A 20,988-nucleotide genomic window follows, 5' to 3' on the forward strand; every position below is an offset into this window, starting at 1 on the left:
GGCGCGCAGTGCGCATAAGCGGAGGCGGCCCACGGCTTTTGCCGAGGCCCACTGAGCAACCGGCAGATGGCGCCAGGCGCTGTCAGCCAGGCAGGGCTTGGTGCTGGCTGATGGGCAGTAGCTGGCCGCAGCCTGCCAGCCCTGCACAGATGCCGCCGCCGCGCATGAGGCGCCACATGGTGCGCCGCCGCCCGGCGAGGCGAATGCGGCACGACGGTGCCAAACAGGCTGCCCTCGCCATATCCATTGCCAGACCTACGCCCTACGCCCTACGCCCTACGCAGCCTACCCGCCAGCATGGCCTTGTGACCATCGGTTTGGCAGGCGCCAGGGTTCCACCTAAAAACAGCATGAAAAAACACCTCAGAACCTGTTGCGCTGCCGCTGGCGCGCTAGGCGCCGCATTCTGCGGGGCGCCTGCCAGCGCCCAGCATGTCACGCTGCCCGTGGTGGTGGTGGACAGCACAGCCCTCAGCCGCTACCAAGGCCATACCGTTGATACCGTGCGCTGGATGGGCCCGGCCTTCCATACGGGGGCAGTGGCGACACAGATCAGTGCGATTTCGCTGGGCATGCAGCACCCCAAAGCGATCGCCAACCCCTTGGAGAGCTGGTGGCCCAGGTCTGAGCGTGACCGCTGGCCATCAGCGGTGGCGGTGGCGGCATCGTCACCTGTGGTGACCACCACGGCGGACTTCAAAAGATGCATGTCGGCACGCCCCCCTCCAGGCGCAGCATCTTGGGCCTGGGGCACACAGACCATTGCTGCGGTATTGCGGCTCTACCAGCTCGATGACAGCACCGAGCTGCCCCAGGGTGCGGCGCTGGCGAGCACGACCATCGATGTCGCCGTCTTTGCGCCCAACGATGGGCGCCTCAACACCTACACCGCGGTGCAGCTGGGCAGCGTCGCCCGCACCACACTCCAGGCGTTTAAAAAATACGCGTTGGTGCTCGCCAGCAAGGACGGTTGCCCACTGGAGCTGTATGACAACCGAGGCCCTGCCAACGCCTATCGCTTTGCAGGCGGCTTCTCGGGCGCGGCCACTGGCTATCTGCGAACCCTCGATGGCGGCACCCACTGGAGCAAGGACGGCACGGTGACACCGGTGGTGCGCATGACGGTGACAGCGATAGCCGACCAAGGCACGGACCGCGACATGGGCAGCGACAACGACAGCGACTGGCCCGAGGGAGCCCTGCGCATGCCCGAACTGCCAGCCTGGGCGCAATGGCCATGGGTGGAGCGTTAGGCGGCGCTCTATATAGAGGCAGGCAAGCTTGGCTAGGCTGATGGCGCTGCAAGGCCCGCGCTGCAGGCCACAGCCCACGGTGCGCAACCCACGGGATCACCGCCGCTGAGCGTGGCCCACCCCAGGGGCACCTTCTGTATGCCTCCTGGCATCCCGGGCTGCGGCCCGCAGTCAATCGCTCCACAGGCCGGCAGCCAACCCCACCGGGTGGCTGCTGGCCTTTTTGTTGCCAGGTGGGGCAGATCGAAAAACATGGAGGCAAGGCAATGCCGCCACGGCTGGGGCGAGCCCGTACGAAGCAGCCCGCCCAGCGCGCCCGGGCAAGACTTACAAAAAACTTACATAATACCTAGCTATCGAACCCGTTTTTTAATACTTTTAATTTATGATCAGCACTCCTCTGGAGGGAGGAAAAGCGCTTCTCAGGAAGACGACCCTTGGGCCCGCCTTGTGCGGGCCCTTTTTTTGCGCGCAGCGCTGCGCAAACGACCGGTAACACCTGGGAGCCTCAGGGTTTGCGCGATGCCGCCGAGGGTGGACGAAAATGGCTCTGGCTTCCCACAGCCAACCAGGCGGCCCCGTAGGAGCATGCCTACAGATTTGTTAACAAAGGTACAAGTACAATTTGCCGTTGCTTTTTGTGCCTGTAGCCGCCCTCACCTCCGCCACCTCCATGCCCCAATCTCCTTCTTCGCAGCCGCGCAGCCTGTTCCCTTTGCCGCTGCCCATGCTGATGGGGTTTGCCGCCGCCGCCATTGCTGCGCTGGTCATCGCCATTGTCAATGTCTACTCGGCCGATGTGCGCGCTCGCGCAGTGACCAGCATCGACCGCATGACGGCGGCCATGCGCCAGCTCAATGAATTCTCGGCGTCGCTCAAGGATGCAGAGACCGGGCAGCGCGGCTTTTTGCTGACGGGCGACCCGGCCTACCTGCAGCCCTACCAGCGCGCGCAAGATGCGCTGGAGGCGCAGCTCAAGGGCCTGGCGGCCAGCAACAACAGCGCGCCGCTGCGCCAGGAGCGGGTGCAGGCGATTGATGCGCTGGCCCACCAGAAGCTCGGCGAGCTCGAAGCGACGATTAACCTGAAACAAGCGGGCCGGGGCGATGAGGCGATGGCACTGGTGCGCACCGACAAGGGCAAGCTGGTGATGGACAGCCTCAACAACGAGGTCAACAGCCTGTACCTGCTGCAAAACGCCGAGCTCGATCTGCGCCGCCGCGCCTGGGAACAGGCCGCCATCACCTCGACCTATGTCACCTGGGGCGGCTCGGTGGTGATGCTGGTGCTGGTGCTTCTGTCGGCCGCGCTGTCGATGCGCGAGTTCCGCGCCAAGGCGCGCCAGGCCTGGGTGGCCGATGGCCTGGCAGGCCTGAACCAAAGCCTGCAGGGCGACCACCGGCTGGAAGAAGTGGGCGCACGCGCGCTGGAGTTTTTGGCCAGCTACCTGGGCGCCCGCGTGGGTGCCGGCTACGCCCGCCATGGCATGGACGACCGCTACCAGCTGTTTGGCGGCTACGCGCTGCCCCCAGATGCACTGCAGGCCCACCTGCTGGCCGGCGAAGGCCTGGCCGGCCAGGTGCTGCGCAGCGGCAAGCTGCTGAAGGTGGGCGGCCTGGACCAGAGCCACCTGAAGATCACTTCGAGCCTGGGCCAGTCGCAGCCGCTGGAGCTGGTGCTGGCCCCCGCCGTAGAAAACGGCCAGGTGCATGCGCTGATCGAGCTGGGCTTTGCCCGCCCGGTGCTGCCGGCCGAGCTGGACTTGCTCGCAGGCGCGTCGCCCGTGCTGGCCGTGGCAGTGCGCTCGGCGATCGACCGCTCGCGCCTGGAGAAGCTGCTGGAAGAGACCCGCCAGCAGGCCGAAGAACTGCTGGTGCAGCAAGAAGAGATGCGCGCCAGCAACGAGGAGCTGGAGCAGCAAAGCCAGGCACTGCAGCGCTCGCAGGCGCAGATGGAGCAGCAGCAGCAGGAGCTGGAGCAGACCAATGCCTACCTGGAAGAGCAGACGCAAAAGCTGGAGCACCAGCGCGAGCAGCTGCTGCGCGCCAAGGATGCGCTGACCGACAAGGCGCGCGAGCTGGAAGTGGCCAGCCAGTACAAGAGCGAGTTTTTGGCCAATATGAGCCATGAGCTGCGCACGCCGCTGAACTCGACCCTGATCCTGGCCAAGCTGCTGGGCGACAACAAGCAGGGCAATCTGACGGGCGAGCAGGTCAAGTACGCGCAGACCATTTATGCGGCCGGCAATGATTTGCTGGCACTGATCAACGACATTCTGGACCTGGCCAAGATTGAAGCCGGCCAGGCCAATGTGGTGCTCGAGCCGGTGAACCTGGGCACTGCGATGCAGTCACTCATCGAGCCGCTGCGCCCGCTGGCCCAGCAAAAGGGCCTGGCGCTGAGCTGCCATATTGCCCCGGGTGTGCCCACCTATGCGCAGACCGACAGCCTGCGCCTGGGCCAGATTCTGAAAAACCTGCTCTCCAACGCGATCAAGTTCACCGACCGGGGCAGCGTGAGCCTGCAGCTGTCGCAAAGCCAGCCGGGCACCTTGAGCTTTGCGGTGCAGGACACGGGCATCGGCATCCCCGAGCACCAGCAGCAGCTGATTTTTGAGGCTTTCCAGCAGGCCGATGGCAGCACCCACCGCAAGTACGGCGGCACGGGCCTGGGCCTGTCGATTGCGCGCGACCTGGCGCAGCTGCTGGGCGGCCAGGTGACCGTGCAAAGCACGCCGGGGCAAGGCAGCGTGTTCAGCTTTCATATGCCGCTGGTGGCAGCGGCTGCCCCGGCCGCCGAAGTGCCGGTGGCGCCCAAGGCGGCTGACGCGCTGCGCCCGGTGCAGCCTGCGCCGCTGAGCGCGCCCATCAAGACGATTGCGCCAGCCGCTGCGCCCCGGGCCATGGCCCCGATGCAGTCGAATACCGCCGTTGCCACGGCTGATGCGGCCACCGCAACCACGCTGGCCGATGCCACCGCCTTGGCCAGCGCCGCCACCGCTGCTACCGCTGCTACCGCTGCCTCAGCATCGGCTACCGATCTGGCGCTGCCCACCATCATCCAGGGCCGCCATCTGCTGGTGGTGGAGGATGACCCGCGTTTTGCCGACATCCTGCAAGAGCTGGCGCGCGAGATGGGCTTTAGCTGCCAGGTGGCGCGCAATGCGGCCGATGGCCTGTCGGCCGCGCTGCAGTTTTTACCCAATGCGATTGTGCTGGACATCAACCTGCCCGATTTCTCGGGCCTGGGCGTGCTGGACCAGCTCAAGCGCAACCCGAGCACGCGCCATATTCCGGTGCACATCGTCTCGGTGGCCGATTACTCGCAAGAAGCGCTGGTGCGCGGCGCGCTGGGTTACGCCTTGAAGCCGGTGCAGCGCGAAGAACTGGCCCAGGCCCTGAAGCGGCTGGAGGCCAAGTTCACCCAGAACATCCACCGCGTGCTGCTGGTCGAAGACGACGAGCGCCAGCGCGACAGCGTGCACAGCCTGCTGGGCAACAGCGAGGTCGATGTGGTGTGTGCCGGCACCGCCACCCAGGCGCTGGAGTACCTGGCCCAGGGCACCTATGACTGCATGATCATGGACCTGAACCTGCCCGACATGAGCGGCTTTGCGCTGCTCGAGCGCATGTCCGAGCAAGACGGCGTGTCCTTCCCGCCGGTGATTGTCTACACCGGCCGGGCACTGTCGCGCGATGAAGAGTTGCAGCTGCGGCGCTTCTCGCACTCGATCATCATCAAGGATGCGCGCTCGCCCGAGCGCCTGCTCGATGAGGTGACCTTGTTCCTGCACCAGGTGGAGTCGCGCCTGTCGCCCGAGCACCAGCAGATGCTGGCCCAGGCCCGCAGCCGCGAGGCCGCGCTGGAAGGGCGCAAGGTGCTGGTGGTGGAGGACGATGTGCGCAATGTGTTTGCGCTGACCAGCATTCTGGAGCCCACCGGCATTGCGGTGGACATTGCCCGTAATGGCCGCGAAGCGCTCGAGGCACTGGACCGCGAAGACAGCAGCGTGGACCTGGTCCTGATGGACATCATGATGCCCGAGATGGATGGCTACACCGCCATGCGCGAGATTCGCAGCCGCGCGCATTTGAAGCGCCTGCCCATCATTGCGCTGACCGCCAAGGCCATGAAGGACGACCAGGAAAAATGCCTGGCCGCCGGTGCCAACGATTACATCGCCAAACCACTGGACGTGGAGAAACTGCTGTCCCTGGTGCGCGTCTGGATGCCCAAATAAAGCCCCATGCCGTTACGCAAAAAGGCCGAGATTGCCGAGATTGAGCAGCGCCTGCTGCTCGACGGTATTTATTACCGTTACCACTATGATTTTCGCGGTTACGCGCAGGGATCGATCAAGCGCGGGCTGGAGGCGGCGCTTGCCTCCTTTGGCTGCAAAACCCTGTCGCAACTGCAGGACAGGATCATGCACGACCCCTCGGCATTTACCGCGCTGTTGGGCTACCTGACGGTACAGGTCAGCGACATGTTCCGCGACCCGGGGTATTTTGCGGCGTTGCGCCGCGAGGTGGTGCCGCTCTTGCGCACCTACCCCTCGCTCAAGATCTGGGTGGCCGGCTGCAGCACGGGCGAAGAGGTCTACTCGCTGGCCATCCTGCTGCAGGAAGAAGGCCTGCTGGAGCGCAGCCTGATCTATGCGACCGATATCAACTCGCAGGCGCTGCGCGTGGCCGAACAAGGCATTTTTGGCATTGAGCGGGCCGAGTCGTTCTCCGCGAATTATTTGAAAGCGGGCGGCAAACGCTCGCTGGCCGATTACTACACCGCCCATTACGGCCATATTGTGCTGGACAAGGAGCTGCGCAAGAACGTGGTATTTGCCGACCACAGCCTGGCGACCGACAGCGTATTTGCCGAGATGCATTTGATATCGTGCCGGAATGTGCTGATTTATTTTGATGCCGACTTGCAAAACCGCGCGCTGGATCTTTTCCGGCAGTCATTATGCCATCGCGGTTTTTTGGGTTTGGGCATGAAAGAATCGCTGCGATTTTCGAACCAGGCGCCCGCATTTGAAGATGTGGCGGTGGTGGAAAAGATATACCAGAAAAAACCCAGCATTGATTAGTTTGACCATACCCGCCCCGCAGATGGCGTGCCGCCGCATGCCATGGGTCCTAGCTTTTGACTTGTAGCGCCATGAAGACCATAGACGGCATCAAATGCCTGATTGTTGATGACATTCCGCAGAACCTGGTCGCCCTGGAAGCGCTGCTCCAGCGCGAGGGTGTGCAGTTTCTCAAAGCCCACTCGGCGCGCGAGGCGCTGGAGCTGCTGCTGCAGCACAACGATGTGGCGCTGGCCCTCTTGGATGTGCAGATGCCGGAGATGAACGGCTTTGACCTGGCCGCGCTGATCCGGGGCAGTGAGCGCACGCGCCATATTCCGCTGATCTTCATGACTGCGGGCACGCATGAGCAGAACTGGCAGTTCCAGGGCTATGAGAGCGGCGCGGTGGATTTTCTGTACAAGCCCATCGACCCGGACATGCTCACAGCCAAGGTGAACATCTTTTTTGAGCTGCACCGCCGCAAGCAGGAGCTGGCCCAGCAATTGCAAGAGCGCACCGAGGCGCTGCGCGTCAACGAGATGTTCATGGCGGTGCTCAGCCACGACCTGCGCAACCCCTTGCAGACCATCAAGATGAGCGCCAGCTTGCTCAAGCGCCAGACCGATGCGAGCAAGAACGAAGAGCTGGCCGAGCGCCTGCTGGGCAACAGCCAGCGCATGGCCCGCATGGTCGAGGATTTGCTCGATGTGACCCGCATCCGCCAGGCCGGCGGCCTGCGCCTGAGCCTGGCCGAGATGGACCTGGCCCCGCTGTGCGCGGCAGCGGTGGAAGACGCGCGCCAGTGCAGCACCGAGCGCGTGCTGCACTACCAGGCCCAGGGCGACACCCAGGGCCGCTGGGACAGCGAGCGCCTGGCCCAGGTGGTGAGCAATATCCTGGGCAATGCCGTCAAGCACGGCGCGGTCGATGCGCCGATCCGCGTGACGCTGGATGGCAGCCAGCCGGCCGAAGTGCTGCTGGCCATCGAAAACGCCGGGACCATTCCGCCGGCCTTGCTGCCCGATCTGTTCAAGCCCTTTCGGGGCGGCGAGCGCCAGCCCGGGCAAAGCGAAGGCCTGGGCCTGGGGCTCTATATTGCCCAGCAGATTGCCCAGGCGCATGGTGGTGCCATCCAGGTGCAATCGGCCGAGGGCCAGACCCGCTTTGAGATCCGGCTGCCGCGCCAGCCGCTGGCGCAGGGCCGGCAGGCGGTGCTGTAAGGGCCTGTTCAAAGGTTTACTGACCGGCTCATCCACCCCAGCGCTGCGCTGCTGCGCGCTATAGTTTTTATGGATCGGACTGGCCGGCGGCTGCGCCAGCCCATAAGCAAAAGGACGGCAAAGCCGTCCTTTTTTGCATCAGCGCACGAGGGCACTGGGGGTGCTGAAGTGCTTATTGCAGCGTGGCGCTGGCGCGCTGTGCCTCGATCTGGCCGAGCAGGTTTTCGAGCTCTTCAATCTCAAAAGGCTTGAGCAAGGTGCGCACATTGGGGCCCCACTGCGCCGGGTAGTGGCCCAGGTCGTAGCCGGTGCACAGCACAATCCAGCGCAGCGGCGCTTGCTTGAGCAGCGCCTGGGCCAGGTCGGTGCCCGATTGCCCCGGCAGGCTGACATCGGTCACCACCAGGTCAAACGGCGCCTGGGCATCGAGCTGCAGCGCATCTTCGGCATTGGCGCAGCAGGTGATGCTGCGGCCCGGCCCTTCCATGAGGCAGCCGATGGTCTCGCGCAGCTCTGCATTGTCTTCTATATAGACTATTTTCATTGCAAATCCAATAATAAAAGATTATTGCAATAAAACTATTGCAACCTGAGATTTGCACCAAGGAATTTATCCTTGTAGGACATTTTCTTTTTATGCCGATGGAATATACCACATGGTGCCAGCGGGGGAAATTCCCATGCTAGATGGCGAGGTCAAAAAATCGGTTTCAGCGTTTTGTAGTCCTACACTGACAGTGTCCGTTTGCGCGCACCCACAAGGCATTTGCAAACCATGGTTAAACTAAGGTTCTAGCCATTGAGGCTGTTGAAAAAGGTATTAAACCGACCATTGAGACAGGTCAATACCGAGTATCAAATTTATAATTTAGCAATACGGCTCTGGATATTCTCGCAGCGAATAATATATTTATGGTCTGCATGATTTTGATAATCATGGCCGCTTGTGCCGTGACCTGTGGTTATCCGATCCGGTTGTGCAGTTTCAAAAAAGACCGCGAGCCAGTCAGCCAGAGCTGCGCTGCCGCTACCAAGGAAGACCAATGATCAACGTAGGACTTGTCGATGACCACGCCATCGTTCGCTCCGGCCTGAAGCAATTTCTCGCGGATTTTGTAGATATCCGCGTCGTGGGAGAAGCCTCCAATGGCCGCGAAGCCATTGACCTGGTGCGCAATGAATCGATTGACGTGCTGGTGATGGACCTGTCGATGCCCGGCCAAAGCGGTATCGATGCGCTGACCATGCTGCGCGCCAAGGAGCCCGATATGGGCATCCTGATCCTGAGCGGCTACCCGGCCGAGCACTATGCGATCAACCTGATCCGCCAAGGGGTGAACGGCTACCTGAACAAGGAATGCGACCCGAGCGAGATTGTGGAAGCGATTCGCACCATCTCGCTGGGCAAGCGCTACCTGACTCCTATGGTCGCCAACCTGCTGGCCCAGCAGCTGGGCCGCAAGGACGATGCCCCGCCGCACGAGCACCTGTCCGAGCGCGAGTTCCAGGTGTTCCTCAAACTCGCCCAGGGCGAAACCGCCAGCAATGTGGCCGAGCAGCTGTCGCTGAGCGTCAAGACGGTGAGCACCTACCGCACCCGCTTGATGGAGAAGATGACCTTGAGCTCCAACAGCGACCTGACCTACTATGCATTGAAGAACGGCCTGATCAGCTGATCGCCCGCCTCCCCACAAGCCACACGCCACCTTCGGGTGGCGTTTGCTTTGGCGGGGCACGTGGTGGTGTGCGGCAGCGGCCAGGCACTACCGGCAACCCGCGCCGCACGAGATCGCCCTCCCCTCATCCGCAGCCCGCTGTTTTTCTGAGCACTGCGCCGCACCATGCCCTTGTCGCCCACCACCGAGCGCTTGGCCACCATGCGCTGATTTGCCGCCTACACTGTGGGCCTGCTGCCGGCGCTGGCTGTGCGGTTGCGGCCTTGTTGCCCGCCCAATGCCGCGCCACTGGCATCTCCATTACCGACTACTTGGCCGCGCCCGCGCTATGCGATGAGGCGGCTAAGGTGGCTGAGGCAATTGCACCGGCTCGGCCGCCCCATCGGCACGCAGCGCCCAGGCACTATTCAGAACGCAAGGACATCCACCATGGCCATCCATATCGAAACCCCGACCATCGCATCGCGCGCGCTGTCGCTGCGCACCGGCAAGAGCGTGCGCCTGAAGCTCGAGACCTTGCAGCCCAGCGGCTCGTTCAAGACGCGTGGCATCGGCCACGCCTGCGAGGTCTACCGGTCGCGCGGCGCCAAGCGCTTTATATCCTCGTCGGGCGGCAATGCCGGCTATGCAGTGGCCTATGCCGGCCGCATGCTGCAGACGCCGGTGACGGTGGTGGTGCCGGCAACCACATCGCAGCGCGCCCAGGACCTGATCCGCTCCGAAGGGGCCGAGGTGATCGTGCACGGCGCATCGTGGATGGAGGCCCATGCCCATGCCCAGCAGCTGATGACGGCCAGCGATGCCTTTTTGCACCCCTTTGATGACTCCTTGCTCTGGACCGGTCACGCCACGATGATCGATGAGCTGGCGCGGCAAGGCGAGCGGCCCGATCTGGTGGTTTGCTCGGTGGGTGGCGGTGGCCTGCTATGCGGTGTGGTCGAAGGTCTGCAGCGCAATGGCTGGGGCGCCGTGCCGGTCCTTGCCGCCGAGACCGCAGGCGCCGATTCGTTGGCCCGGGCAATGCAAGCCGGCGCGCCCACCCTGCTGCCCGGCATCACCTCGATTGCCACATCGCTGGGCGCACGCCAGGTCTGCGACCGCGCATGGGCGCTGACCCGGGAGCACCGCATCGAGAGCGTGGTGGTACCCGATGCCGCCGCGGTGGCCGCCTGCGAAGAGCTGCTGCTGGAACATCGCATGCTGGTGGAGCCCGCCTGCGGCGCATCGGTGGCGGCGCTGCACAGCGCGTCGCCGCTGCTGCAGCAAGCCCAGTCCGTCGTGGTCATCCTCTGCGGCGGCGTTGGCATTACCGCGCGCCAGCTCGCCCAGTGGAGCGCCGAGTTGGCGAGCTGATACGCGGTAACTGAAATCATGCTGACATGGTGCTGCTGACAAGCCATGGGGTCAGCAGATCCACCGCTGGGGAAGGTCTGCAACACCACGGCATTCAGATCGACCTGTCAGCTCGATGCCGATTTGCCTGCCATTACGCAGCTTAGACGCCAGGTTTCAAGCCGCATTGACGGCTTTTGGCCCGTGTGGGGCACCTGCAGGCGCACCCATGCCTGCACCCCCCTTCAAACTCCTGCAAAACAACCACAGATTGACCAGCGCCAACATTGTCTGCAGCTTGTTGTCGTTCTTGGCAATGCCCCGGTAGCGCAGCTTGTTGAATCCAAACTGCTGCTTGATCACCCGAAACGGGTACACCACTTTGGCACGCATGCTGGCTTTGGTTTGCTCGTATTTCTCTTTCAACAGTCTCAGCGGAGTGCCTACAGCGAGCTGCTTGCGCAGGCCTTTGCGCATGGCCATATGCCAGCCCTGTTGCCGGTTGGAAGTTTTGCAGAGTTTCCCTAGCGCGACAATATGCTTCGACTTGGTATTCAACACTTCATTTTTTCCTGAATCCAAACAAAATAGTTACCCCAAGGATGAGCGAAAGTGTAGCAATCATCCAATGATTCAATGTAGGCACGCGTTTTATCATCGGCTGTGTATTAATTGAAGCCTCATAGGAAATGGCATTATTTGCTGATTCTGGATCTGCAGTTGCGCTGCCTGCAGTGATCGTTGCTGTAATGGAGCCCATAGCAGGAGCCACAAAGCTGACGTGGCAAGAGATCGCGCTGGATGCAGTGAGTGGCGTCGCAGTGGGGACGGCGGGTGTACAGCTCGTCGTTGCACCTGCTGGAAGTCCAGAAATTCCACATGTTGCTGAGTCTGCTGCACTGGGTCCTGCATTCAGGCAAGTAATGCTGCCAGTAACTGCCTGCCCAGCGGTGACATTCGCAGGCAGCGAAGAACTTGCTTGCATATCGGCAGCGGGCGTGATCACTGCGTTATAGGAGACTGCATTGTTGGCAGGAAGTGGATCTGCAGCTGCACTGCCCGCCGTGATCGTTGCTGTAAGGGAGCCCGTGGCAGGCGCTACAAAACCAACATTGCAAGAGATTGCGCTGGATGCAGTGAGTGGCGTCGCCGTGGGGACGGCGGGTGTACAGCTCGTCGTTGCACCTGCTGGAAGTCCAGAAATTCCACATGTTGCAGAGTCCGCTGCACTGGGTCCTGCATTCAGGCAAGTCATGGTGCCAGTAACTGTTTGCCCAGCGGTGACATTCGCAGGCAGCGAAGAACTTGCTTGCATATCGGCAGTGGGCGTGATCACTGCGTTATAGGAGACTGCATTGTTGGCAGGAAGTGGATCTGCAGTTGCGCTGCCCGCCGTGATCGTTGCTGTAATGGCGCCCGTAGCAGGCGCTACAAAACCAACGTCGCAAGAGATCACGCTGGATGCGGTGAGTGGCGTCGCAGTGGGGACGGCGGGTGTACAGCTCGTCGTTGCACCCGCTGGAAGTCCAGAAATTCCACATGTTGCAGAGTCTGCTGCACTGGGTCCTGCATTCAGGCAAGTCATGCTGCCAGCAACTGCCTGCCCAGCAGTGACATTCACAGGCAGCGAAGAACTTGCTTGCATATCGGCAGCGGGCGTGATCACTGCGTTATAGGAGACTGAATTGTTGGCAGGAAGTGGGTCTGGCGTTGCGCTGCCCGCCGTGATCGTTGCTGTAATGGCGCCCGTAGCAGGCGCTACAAAGCCAACGTCGCAAGAGATCGCGCCGGATACAGTGAGTGGCGTCGCCGTGGGGACGGCGGGTGTACAGCTCGTCGTTGCACCCGCTGGAAGTCCAGAAATTCCACATGTTGCAGAGTCTGCTGCACTGGGTCCTGCATTCAGGCAAGTCATGCTGCCAGCAACTGCCTGCCCAGCAGTGACATTCACAGGCAGCGAAGAACTTGCTTGCATATCGGCAGCGGGCGTGATCACTGCGTTATAGGAGACTGAATTGTTGGCAGGAAGTGGGTCTGGCGTTGCGCTGCCCGCCGTGATCGTTGCTGTAATGGCGCCCGTAGCAGGCGCTACAAAGCCAACGTCGCAAGAGATCGCGCCGGATACAGTGAGTGGCGTCGCCGTGGGGACGGCGGGTGTACAGCTCGTCGTTGCACCCGCTGGAAGTCCAGAAATTCCACATGTTGCAGAGTCCGCTGCACTGGGTCCTGCATTCAGGCAGGTAATGCTGCCAGCAACTGTTTGCCCAGCGGTGACATTCGCAGGCAGCGAAGAACTTGCTTGCATGTCGGCAGCGGGCGTGACTTCTAGATGATTTGATGTATCTGGAAGTGGGGGGTTAATAAATTCGTGCAGGCTAATATTATTCTCGTTATTCTGATAAATGCCAGCAGCAGAGGCCATCACGGGCACTGTTATTGTGCATGATGCCATCCCATTAGACAAGCTGCTGGTAACCGAAATGACATTAGCCCCTATTGGCGCTGAAACATTTGTCGAAGCTGTGGGGCAGCTAGTAGTCGGAACTCCTGAAACCGTGAGGCCTAGGGAGAGTATATCCGTAAAGCTCCAAGCTTCCTTTGCCAGCAGATCACTGGTATTCGTGATCGTGAAGACTATGTTGGTGGAATTACCCATCGCTACCGACGGCGGATCAAATTCCTTGTCAAGTTGAGGAGTGGCATCCAAAATTTTTGGATTATCGAATGCGAAATCATTGCCATTTCCAGATCCCTGCGCATTCCGGATAATATACCCAACTGATCTTCCGGCAAATTTAAATGCTGCGGGAGAATTCATAATTCCTGCAACTGCAGTACCAGCAACATTACCTCCTAGTGCGCTCACTGGCACTCTGGAACCATTAGCGCAGACATCCACAGCATCAGGTGAAATATTTTCCTCTACACCATCCTGATCAACAAATGAAAAGCGCAATAATGGACGCCCTGATTGACAGTTAAGTGCAGCCGTATCTATTGAAGTCAATAGGAATCGTTTGCTCGCAACCAAGGGGATATTACCTTCTGTTCTGAGAATTATCAAGTTAGGACCGGGATTCCCAGTCGTAAATGCAGTCACTGCATAATTGTTGCGAGAAGTTGTATTTATGTCTTGGCCTCTCAAAATCCCTAGCGCTTGACTCAGCTGCTGGGAGAAGTTCCAACTGCCTTTGTGACCTGCACAGGCAGCTATGCCTACTGTTGAGTTAGGATTTTGATGGTATGCAGCCAAAATTCCATTGCACATTTTCGATGGACTGGTCCAAGGCGGGTCAGCCGTGTAAGCCTGGTTGGCAGGATTCAAGCCTGTATAGCCAAGCAAATCAGTGACATCCGACGTTAGCGTTGGAGTCGGTAAATTTTGAAAATCCTCACTCCATACCACCAACGGATCAGCTGGCACGCCTGGAGCCGCCAAAGCGGAATGATTACAAATGCAACCAGCCAAAATCAAAAGAGGTGAAATAATAAATTTAATGTGATTTCTTATCATACAATCCTCTCATGCTTTTCAGAAAATAATACGAAGCCCATTTAGCGCAGTCTGTACACCCGCTATAGCGCAAAGAAAATTTCTTGATTGAAGATGGCACTTTTAAATGAAGTAATTATATGAATTCATGGGCATTTATCCTTGGCTACCTCAAATTTGAAGTGCAACACCTGAGCCTCAGGTGATTTGCACCCCAGGTGATTTGCACCCCAGGTGCTTTGCCGCAGGTCATTTGCACAGATGACCTACCGACACATGCACCTGCAGCCAGAAGATCGTCTCTCAAGATCAAGCCATCTTTTCTGGCAAGATGAAGGTCCCGTACTGGCGTAACAGGAATCCATTAAGTGGATCAATATTTCCACTGACGTTCTTATCAAAATAATCACGGCTGGGATACAGACCTGGGTTCCTGGAACAAATCCAGCATGATTTCTTGAGAAAAGCCGCAGTGCGCGTATGCCACCATCAATGCAAACAGGCAATGGCGATCTGATTTTCCAGCCATCAGATTTCTCTTTCATCTATCCGCAGCAACTTTAAGCATGGCATACCACCTCCTTTGCTCATGTGCCCAACGGCTGCGAGCGGTGGCGCTCCAAGCCCAATGGGTTGTTTGATGTACATTCTGGCGAGAACTTTTCATGGTTTTTTATCGACCCTCTGATCAAAAATTTAAACCTATTTTCAATCAACGTCAAACATTCAATAATTATTAACTATGAGTATTAGTCGATTAAAAACTTAAATACTGACATTGAATTTTCAATATGGATTTATAAATACTTAATCAGGTGATCGACTCAAACGAATTCTGAGATAAATTGATGCTGTTGCACAAATTCTCATTGCGCTGATGCATACTGAGTCGCAGTGGGCATATACGCGCAATTTCAGCTGCATCTGGTAAGCATTCAGAGCGCTTTTAGAAATGAAGGTTTACTGATCCCAGCATTTATTGACACTACGAACTCCCCAAAAATCGCGATAGATACTCTCAAAACATAACTGCCATCTGGCTTCAGTTAGCTGAGTTTGCAACTTCCCTGTTCGCACGCTTAGGCCATAGATAGAACCTCAGCCCTGGTTAGTCTGGTATGCGTATCAAGCGGTGACGATTTTTGTTCTCTTGCCGGTGCACGGATGGTTGAAACGCGCGCCTTTTTGCCATTGGCCAGCTTCAGGAATGCAAGGCCATCGGCCCACCTTTTCGGGCTAGCTGGCGCACCTCGGACGCGCATAGGGCCGCCTGTTGAGCCGTTCAGGATGCGTTGGATGCCACTGCTTCATGGCCTGCATGGGCCTTTTGCTTGGACTGCCCTTGGCCAGGTAGCCGCAATCAGCCTATCTAGGGCTGCCCCCTGGCTATGGGCAGTCCAGGCGGGTACTGGCCCCGGTCGCTGGATGACTATGCGCGGTATACCTCGGAGCGCTTTCCAGACATGGACAGCCAGGCCGATTTCTTTGTGCCCCAGGCCAAAAAACCTGTGCCAAGCGCCCTGCGCATCGGCGGCAGGGGTTCGATGCACGCTTGGAGGCCTTTGTGGTGTGGATACCAGGCAATCCCCAGGCATCGGCGCGCCGTTGAAGGGGCCTGCTGTGGGCAGCGTCTGCCCCCTGCGCTGCCGTGGCGCAAGGCAGATAGATGGCCGCTAGGCAGCACGATTTGCACCTCTCCGCTCAATTGTAAACTTTGTCAGTAAATGTTCTTTTTGTTCTACAATCCATCGCTTCGAATCTCCCTCGCGCTCCACAGCAGCGCCCGCTGACGGCAAGCCCATCATGGGCCATGGATTTCTTCAACCGCCCCCTGCTCCTTGCCAGCGGGGCGTATCCACGGATCTAAAGCTCGAACCACCGCGACTCGCCTTCTGATGTGCGAGGGAAATGACTCGTCCCGAAAAAAGACAAAGACGATTCATATCGAAGATTTTGTTTTCTACATTATTCACAAGGTCTATGACAAAAACTTCTGCGGCTTTGGCCCTTGCCTGCCTGGCTGGAATGAGCGCCTGGAATGCCCAGGCCAGTGAGCTGACGCTTTATATTTCCCAACCTGCTATCAACGCTACCGGCGATGCAGCGGTGCCAGATGGGGCCCTGCCCTGGTCGGCGTCTTACGGCCAGGCGTACACCATCGAAACCTTCAACGGCGAGACGCAGGGGACAAAGACTTCGGGGAACTGGGCCATCGGATCGTACGCCGTGGCGGAGGGTGGCGACACCAATGTTGCCGGGGCCAATGTGTACGGCGGCGCAGGCACCGGCACTGAAATGGACAGTGGGGGCTCGAACTTCCTCAATGCAGGAACTTCGGGCAACCCAGCCGGCGTGACCGTGACGTTGACCAACCCGGCACGCTATGTCGGCTTCTGGTGGTCTGCAGGCTCCAACGGCAACAACGTCGAGCTGCTCGATGAGAACGACAACGTGCTGACGGCGATGACCACCGACGATCTGATGGAATTTTTGAATTCGCCTTCCAATCTCGAGATGACAGCATTGGACGGCACGACCATCTATCAGCGTAAGCAGTACAACGGCAACCCCTTCACCGGTGCACCGGGCAATAGCGGCGAACCCTATGTCTATCTCAACTATGTGCTGAAGGACACCACAGACTTTGGCTCCACCACCATCAAGAAGATACGCTTCTGGGGCGCCGGCTTTGAGCTGGACAACATCGCAGTGCGCGAAGAAAAGCTGCCAGGACTGCCTGCAGAAACGGAACTGCCCCAAACCTGGGTGCCCACCAAGATCACCAATACTTTTGAGGATCCGCCAGCTACGGCCAACGATACGGGTACTACGCGGATCAACACGCCCTCGGGCTCATTGGATCTGACGGACAACGATCCCCATGTGCCGGAGGGCAGCTCGGTCACCGCGCAGACCACGTCGGCCAACGGCGGAACGATTGCGGCCAATCCTGCTCGTCCAGGGGAGTTTATCTACACGCCTGCCATTGGCTTCGTGGGCGTCGATACCTTTAGCTACGACGTTTGCTTGCCAGCGCCCCACCAGACCAAGTGCGCGACCTCGGTGGTCACGATGACGGTGACGGCACCCGATCTGGCCATCGACCTGTCTGGACTGCCGGCCACCGCGACGGTGGGCGTGCCTTACCAAGGGCAATTGCGCTGCAGCAACCTGGGCGATGCCGATGCATTGTCTGCGACGGCTTGCACCACCGGCCCGCTGCCAGAAGGGCTCAGCATCCAGGCTTGCACCGTAAGCCCCGACAGCGCGGCCTGGACCGCAGGGAACCCCATCGCGCAAGGCGCGGTCGTCACTTGTGAGGTGGCCGGCACACCCGCCAATGTGAAGAAGACGACGACAACGACGGGCAGCACCGGCACGACGGGAGACCGCGACTTGCGCAACAACACGGCGACCCGGGACATCACCGTGGTGGGCGCTGCGGATGTTGTGATCGATCTGAGCGGATTGCCATCGACGGGAACGGTCGGCACGCCCTACCAAGGCAGCTACAGCTGCAGCAACCGGGGCAGTGCAGACCAGACGGACGCAAGCTGCGCCGTCTCCGGCCTGCCTGCCGGCATCACCCAAGGGCTTGGCGCTTGCACCATCGTCACGCCCGCTGCCCCCGCAGCCACCAGCTGGACATCGCCCGCCACCATCCCCGAAGGGGCTATGGTCACCTGTGTGGTCGAGGGCAAGCCAACGGAAGTGGGATCGTCTGCCGTCAGCGCTTCGGGCGTTGACAGCAAGCTGAGCCACGAGATCACGATTCGCGCGGTCCCCGTGCCCACTGCGGTTCCGTCGCTGTCCACCTGGGCGCTGCTGGTACTTGCCGCAGGCCTGGCCATGCTCGGCATGGGGCGTACACGCAAGCACAGTGCCTGATCGCTGATCGGCCTTCAGACCGGTGCCAGTCAGTGCCATGCTGACTGGCATTTTTTTTGGCCGTGTCGGTAGTGCTTGTCCAGACTTTCGTATGCGGGGTCTCGCGGCGAAGAGGGGCTGGGTGGAGTGCGTGTAAGGTTGACCCGTTAGGCCTGGAGGCCTGGCCGTCTGCAGCCTTCGGCTGGTACACAGCCTGTACACGGTGCTGTAGCAGGTGAAGGCATCGGCAGTACCCGATGCCTATCCAATAGGCCACTGCACTGGCACGACCTCGGGCGCGGAAGCCGCGAACACACTGACGCAGCCGTTGCCCGTTACCACCAGCCATTCGCGCTGGTGGAAATGTCGCTGTTGCAGTGCGACTTCTTCATCCAACCAGCCGCCCTGCTGCACTTCCAGCACCGGGTAGCCGCGCACCAAGCCATTCGAACTCCAGTACCTCTGCAAGTCCAGCTCATCGAGATAGCGGAACGCGGAGACATCGGCGAAGGAGATATCCAAACCGTCGACCATGTCTTGCGGGCCAAGCCCGAGCGCCAGGCGCAGGCTTAGCCCCTGGGATGAAAAGCGCAGACTCTCCACGTCAGAGTTGGGATGTATCTCACGGGGTTTGCCGTAGGGAAGCGTCGTCAATCGCATAGGAGGTGGTTCGGTGAGGATCTCAAATGACGCTGCCAAGGCGTCCATGCATTGCACCAAGAAAATACGGTCATGGCTCGGCGTAAGCTCTTATTGATACCCGCGTATCTTTTAGATACATTTGCTGCCAAGGCACCACCGCCAAGAAAGCACAAGCTATGAAGATGTTTTACGCCCAAAAAACTGGCTCCTTGGGCCGCATGCATGGGGCGCTGCTGGCAGCAGGTCTACTCTCCGTTGCAGCCGTATCGGCCGAGGCACAGACGGTGGATTTTTCTGCACCAGGGGTGCACAGCTATACCGTCCCCGCCGGCGTGCATGCGCTCGATGTGGTCTTGGCAGGGGGCGGGGGTGGCAGTGGCACCGGCATTGAGATGGCCATGGGGATGGCTGGGTTTGACGGCAGCTTCCCAGGAGGCAGCGGCGGCAATGGCGCGCAGCTCAGCACCCGGGTGGCGGTATCTCCCGGCGATGTGCTGAGCATTACCGTGGCGCAAGGCGGCGGCGCGGGGGTTGACCGCCAGACGATGCTGGATCCGGCAGAAGGCGGCCTGGGCGGCCAGGGCGCGGGCAGCGGTGGGCGCAGTGCTGATGGCGCCATCGGCCAAAGCCCCGCCATCGATCCCATTTACACCGCAGGCGGTGGTGGCGGTGCGTCTGCACTGGAAATACCGGGCCGCTTGTACCTGCGGGCCGGCGGCGGCGGAGGTGGCAGCAGCGCGGCCTATGGCCAGTCGCTGCGCGATGTGGGTGTGTTGGGCCTGGCCGCGCCTCTGGCACTCAACAACACCGCAGACTGCAGCACGCCGGCAGATGGGGGCCAGGGCCTGGCCTCGGCAGATGGGATGTCAGGCGGGGGCTCCACCATCGCCACCGGCGCTGGCGGCGGCGGTGGCTATATGAACGGTGCCGGGGCCGGGGGCGCCTCTGGCGCAGGAACCATGTCGGACAACGGCAACTGGTGGTGGGTGCATGCCACCAAACCCAGCAGCGCCACCGGCGGCGGCAGCTGCTATTACGCAGCCGCTGCGGCCTACACAATCAGCGACACGCAGCTGGCAGTCGGCGCGCTTGGCGCGGTGGTGGATCCGGCGTCCTTGCCAAGCTTTCCGCCCGGAGAGAATCTGCAGGGCCTGCCGGGTGCCAATGGCTGGGCGCGTATCACCCCCATTGTCACCACCACCCCGAATGTACCCATTTCCAGCGCCACACCGGTTCCCGGCTTGGGGTGGCATGCACTCGCTCTGCTCGCCATCGGCATTGCAGCCCTCGCCTGCGTGCGGCACCCCCAGCACAAGCTGCTTGGATGATCAACGTCCCGAGGTCGGCCATGGCTCGCCCACCCCGCCATGCTGGCGGTAGCGGGGCTGCACGCCTGCCCACGCTAATCCAGCGCTTTATCTGCAGAAGGCTGGCTTGGCACCAGTGCCGCCTGCTCCTGGAATGCCATGCGGTACTGCTTGGGTGACCTTTTCCAGAACTTCTTGAACTCGGTGGAAAAGTTGCCGGAGTTCGCATAGCCGACTTCGGTCGCAATATCGGCAACCCCCAGTGGGCCGGTCTCCAGCATCATTGCGGCCCTGGACATCCGCTCTTTGCGGATATATTCAAAGACGGTCATGCCCACGGTGGCCTCAAAGACCATATTCAGGCGGTGGGTGGACAGGCCCAGGCTGGCGGCCACATCACGGCCTTTTAGCGTCGAATCACTGAGGTGATGGATTATGAATTCGGTCGCCACCTGTTTGATGCTCATATTGGCCGGCAGGATTTCCGAAGGGGTGTCCATGACGATCCCCGCACCCTCCCTGTGCTGCCCCCATCCGGTTCTTTTACGCGCCAGCGCGATATGAATGCGAACCCTCTCCAGCACTTCATCTACATAATACGGCTTCAATATATAGTCAACAGCCCCGGCACGAAGACCAAGCAGCCGGTCTTCTTTATCAGACAGCGCAGAGATAAACAGGATGGGTATATTACGGGTCGATGTATTCTCCTGAAGCAGTCTTGCCGCCTTGATATTGCTGCGATCGGGCAAGCGCACATCCATCAATACCAGATCAGGAGGCTGTAAAAGAATGCGGGTGTAGACCTGGCTCTCATTGTCAATGACGCTGACGGTGTAAGAGCGGCTGCGCAGCGCGGTGACCAGAAGACGAAGTTGCTGTAGATCGCGATCAACGATCATTACATGTGGGACTTTAATCTCACTATTATTCATATATTGCGCGCAGAACCATTTCCATATCGGACGCCAGGTTTCCGTGGACTTTTCTGCGCTTGCAACCGCACGGGGATCCTGAAGGCAGCCTGGCGTAGCCAGCCCAACCAGCAGCGCAGACCGGTGCCCATGTCGGCAACGGCGAGCGGCAAGCCAGATGGCGGGGATGCAGAAATTTACGGCAAATATAGT

At 60.0% G+C, this 20,988-nt stretch carries 13 protein-coding genes; 8 read left to right on the forward strand and 5 right to left on the reverse strand.

The genetic code is table 11. The features are described 5' to 3' along the window. The first annotated feature begins 350 nt into the window (after window positions 1-350). The 4 genes from WH367_RS15585 (at window position 351) to WH367_RS15600 (ending at window position 7,544) form a co-directional block, all read left to right on the forward strand. Entirely contained in the window at window positions 351-1,253 is a 903-nt protein-coding gene (locus tag WH367_RS15585) for a hypothetical protein (RefSeq protein WP_339536787.1), read from the forward strand. A gap of 673 nt (window positions 1,254-1,926) precedes the next feature. Further along, window positions 1,927-5,493 (forward strand): response regulator, encoded by a 3,567-nt coding sequence (locus WH367_RS15590; RefSeq protein ID WP_339536788.1) that lies wholly within the window; start codon window positions 1,927-1,929, stop codon window positions 5,491-5,493. 6 nt (window positions 5,494-5,499) lie between these two features. Then, the gene (locus WH367_RS15595; protein WP_021027372.1) at window positions 5,500-6,342 is read left to right on the forward strand and encodes a CheR family methyltransferase; all 843 of its coding nucleotides are present in this window, start codon (window positions 5,500-5,502) and stop codon (window positions 6,340-6,342) included. Window positions 6,343-6,413: 71 nt separating this feature from the next. Further along, window positions 6,414-7,544 carry a hybrid sensor histidine kinase/response regulator gene (locus WH367_RS15600; RefSeq protein WP_339536789.1) on the forward strand — a complete coding sequence of 377 codons (1,131 nt, stop codon included), beginning with the start codon at window positions 6,414-6,416 and terminating at the stop codon, window positions 7,542-7,544. Between the two features lie 172 nt (window positions 7,545-7,716). Here the strand turns inward: WH367_RS15600 and WH367_RS15605 are convergent, their stop codons facing one another. After that, complete coding sequence (locus WH367_RS15605; RefSeq protein WP_021027374.1) at window positions 7,717-8,088, reverse strand: response regulator; 372 nt, start codon at window positions 8,086-8,088, stop codon at window positions 7,717-7,719. A gap of 499 nt (window positions 8,089-8,587) precedes the next feature. Between WH367_RS15605 and WH367_RS15610 the strand changes: the two genes are divergently transcribed. After that, complete coding sequence (locus tag WH367_RS15610) at window positions 8,588-9,220, forward strand: response regulator (protein ID WP_182323988.1); 633 nt, start codon at window positions 8,588-8,590, stop codon at window positions 9,218-9,220. Between the two features lie 429 nt (window positions 9,221-9,649). Next, window positions 9,650-10,573, forward strand: coding sequence for a pyridoxal-phosphate dependent enzyme (locus tag WH367_RS15615; RefSeq protein ID WP_339536790.1), 924 nt, complete (start codon window positions 9,650-9,652; stop codon window positions 10,571-10,573). A gap of 156 nt (window positions 10,574-10,729) precedes the next feature. On the opposite strand, the gene WH367_RS15620 is transcribed toward WH367_RS15615, so the two are convergent. Next, window positions 10,730-11,113, reverse strand: a complete 384-nt coding sequence (locus WH367_RS15620; protein ID WP_339536791.1) for a hypothetical protein — start codon at window positions 11,111-11,113, stop codon at window positions 10,730-10,732. A 1-nt stretch (window position 11,114) separates the two neighbouring features. Continuing rightward, window positions 11,115-14,066: a DUF7933 domain-containing protein gene (locus WH367_RS15625; RefSeq protein ID WP_339536792.1), complete on the reverse strand. Its 2,952-nt coding sequence runs from the start codon at window positions 14,064-14,066 to the stop codon at window positions 11,115-11,117. Between the two features lie 1,959 nt (window positions 14,067-16,025). On the opposite strand from WH367_RS15625, the gene WH367_RS15630 reads away from it, so the two are divergent. Further along, window positions 16,026-17,933, forward strand: a complete 1,908-nt coding sequence (locus WH367_RS15630) for an Ig-like domain-containing protein (RefSeq protein WP_339536793.1) — start codon at window positions 16,026-16,028, stop codon at window positions 17,931-17,933. Window positions 17,934-18,173: 240 nt separating this feature from the next. On the opposite strand, the gene WH367_RS15635 is transcribed toward WH367_RS15630, so the two are convergent. Further along, window positions 18,174-18,620 carry a hypothetical protein gene (locus WH367_RS15635; protein ID WP_339536794.1) on the reverse strand — a complete coding sequence of 149 codons (447 nt, stop codon included), beginning with the start codon at window positions 18,618-18,620 and terminating at the stop codon, window positions 18,174-18,176. Window positions 18,621-18,730: 110 nt separating this feature from the next. Here WH367_RS15635 and WH367_RS15640 point away from each other — a divergent pair, with 110 nt between their 5' ends. Further along, entirely contained in the window at window positions 18,731-19,882 is a 1,152-nt protein-coding gene (locus tag WH367_RS15640) for a hypothetical protein (RefSeq protein ID WP_339536795.1), read from the forward strand. Window positions 19,883-19,956: 74 nt separating this feature from the next. Here the strand turns inward: WH367_RS15640 and WH367_RS15645 are convergent, their stop codons facing one another. Beyond that, window positions 19,957-20,763 (reverse strand): response regulator transcription factor, encoded by an 807-nt coding sequence (locus tag WH367_RS15645; RefSeq protein WP_339536796.1) that lies wholly within the window; start codon window positions 20,761-20,763, stop codon window positions 19,957-19,959. Window positions 20,764-20,988: the final 225 nt, after the last annotated feature.

The sequence above is a fragment of the Comamonas sp. MYb21 genome (genome assembly GCF_037479395.1).
Lineage (GTDB): Bacteria > Pseudomonadota > Gammaproteobacteria > Burkholderiales > Burkholderiaceae_C > Comamonas.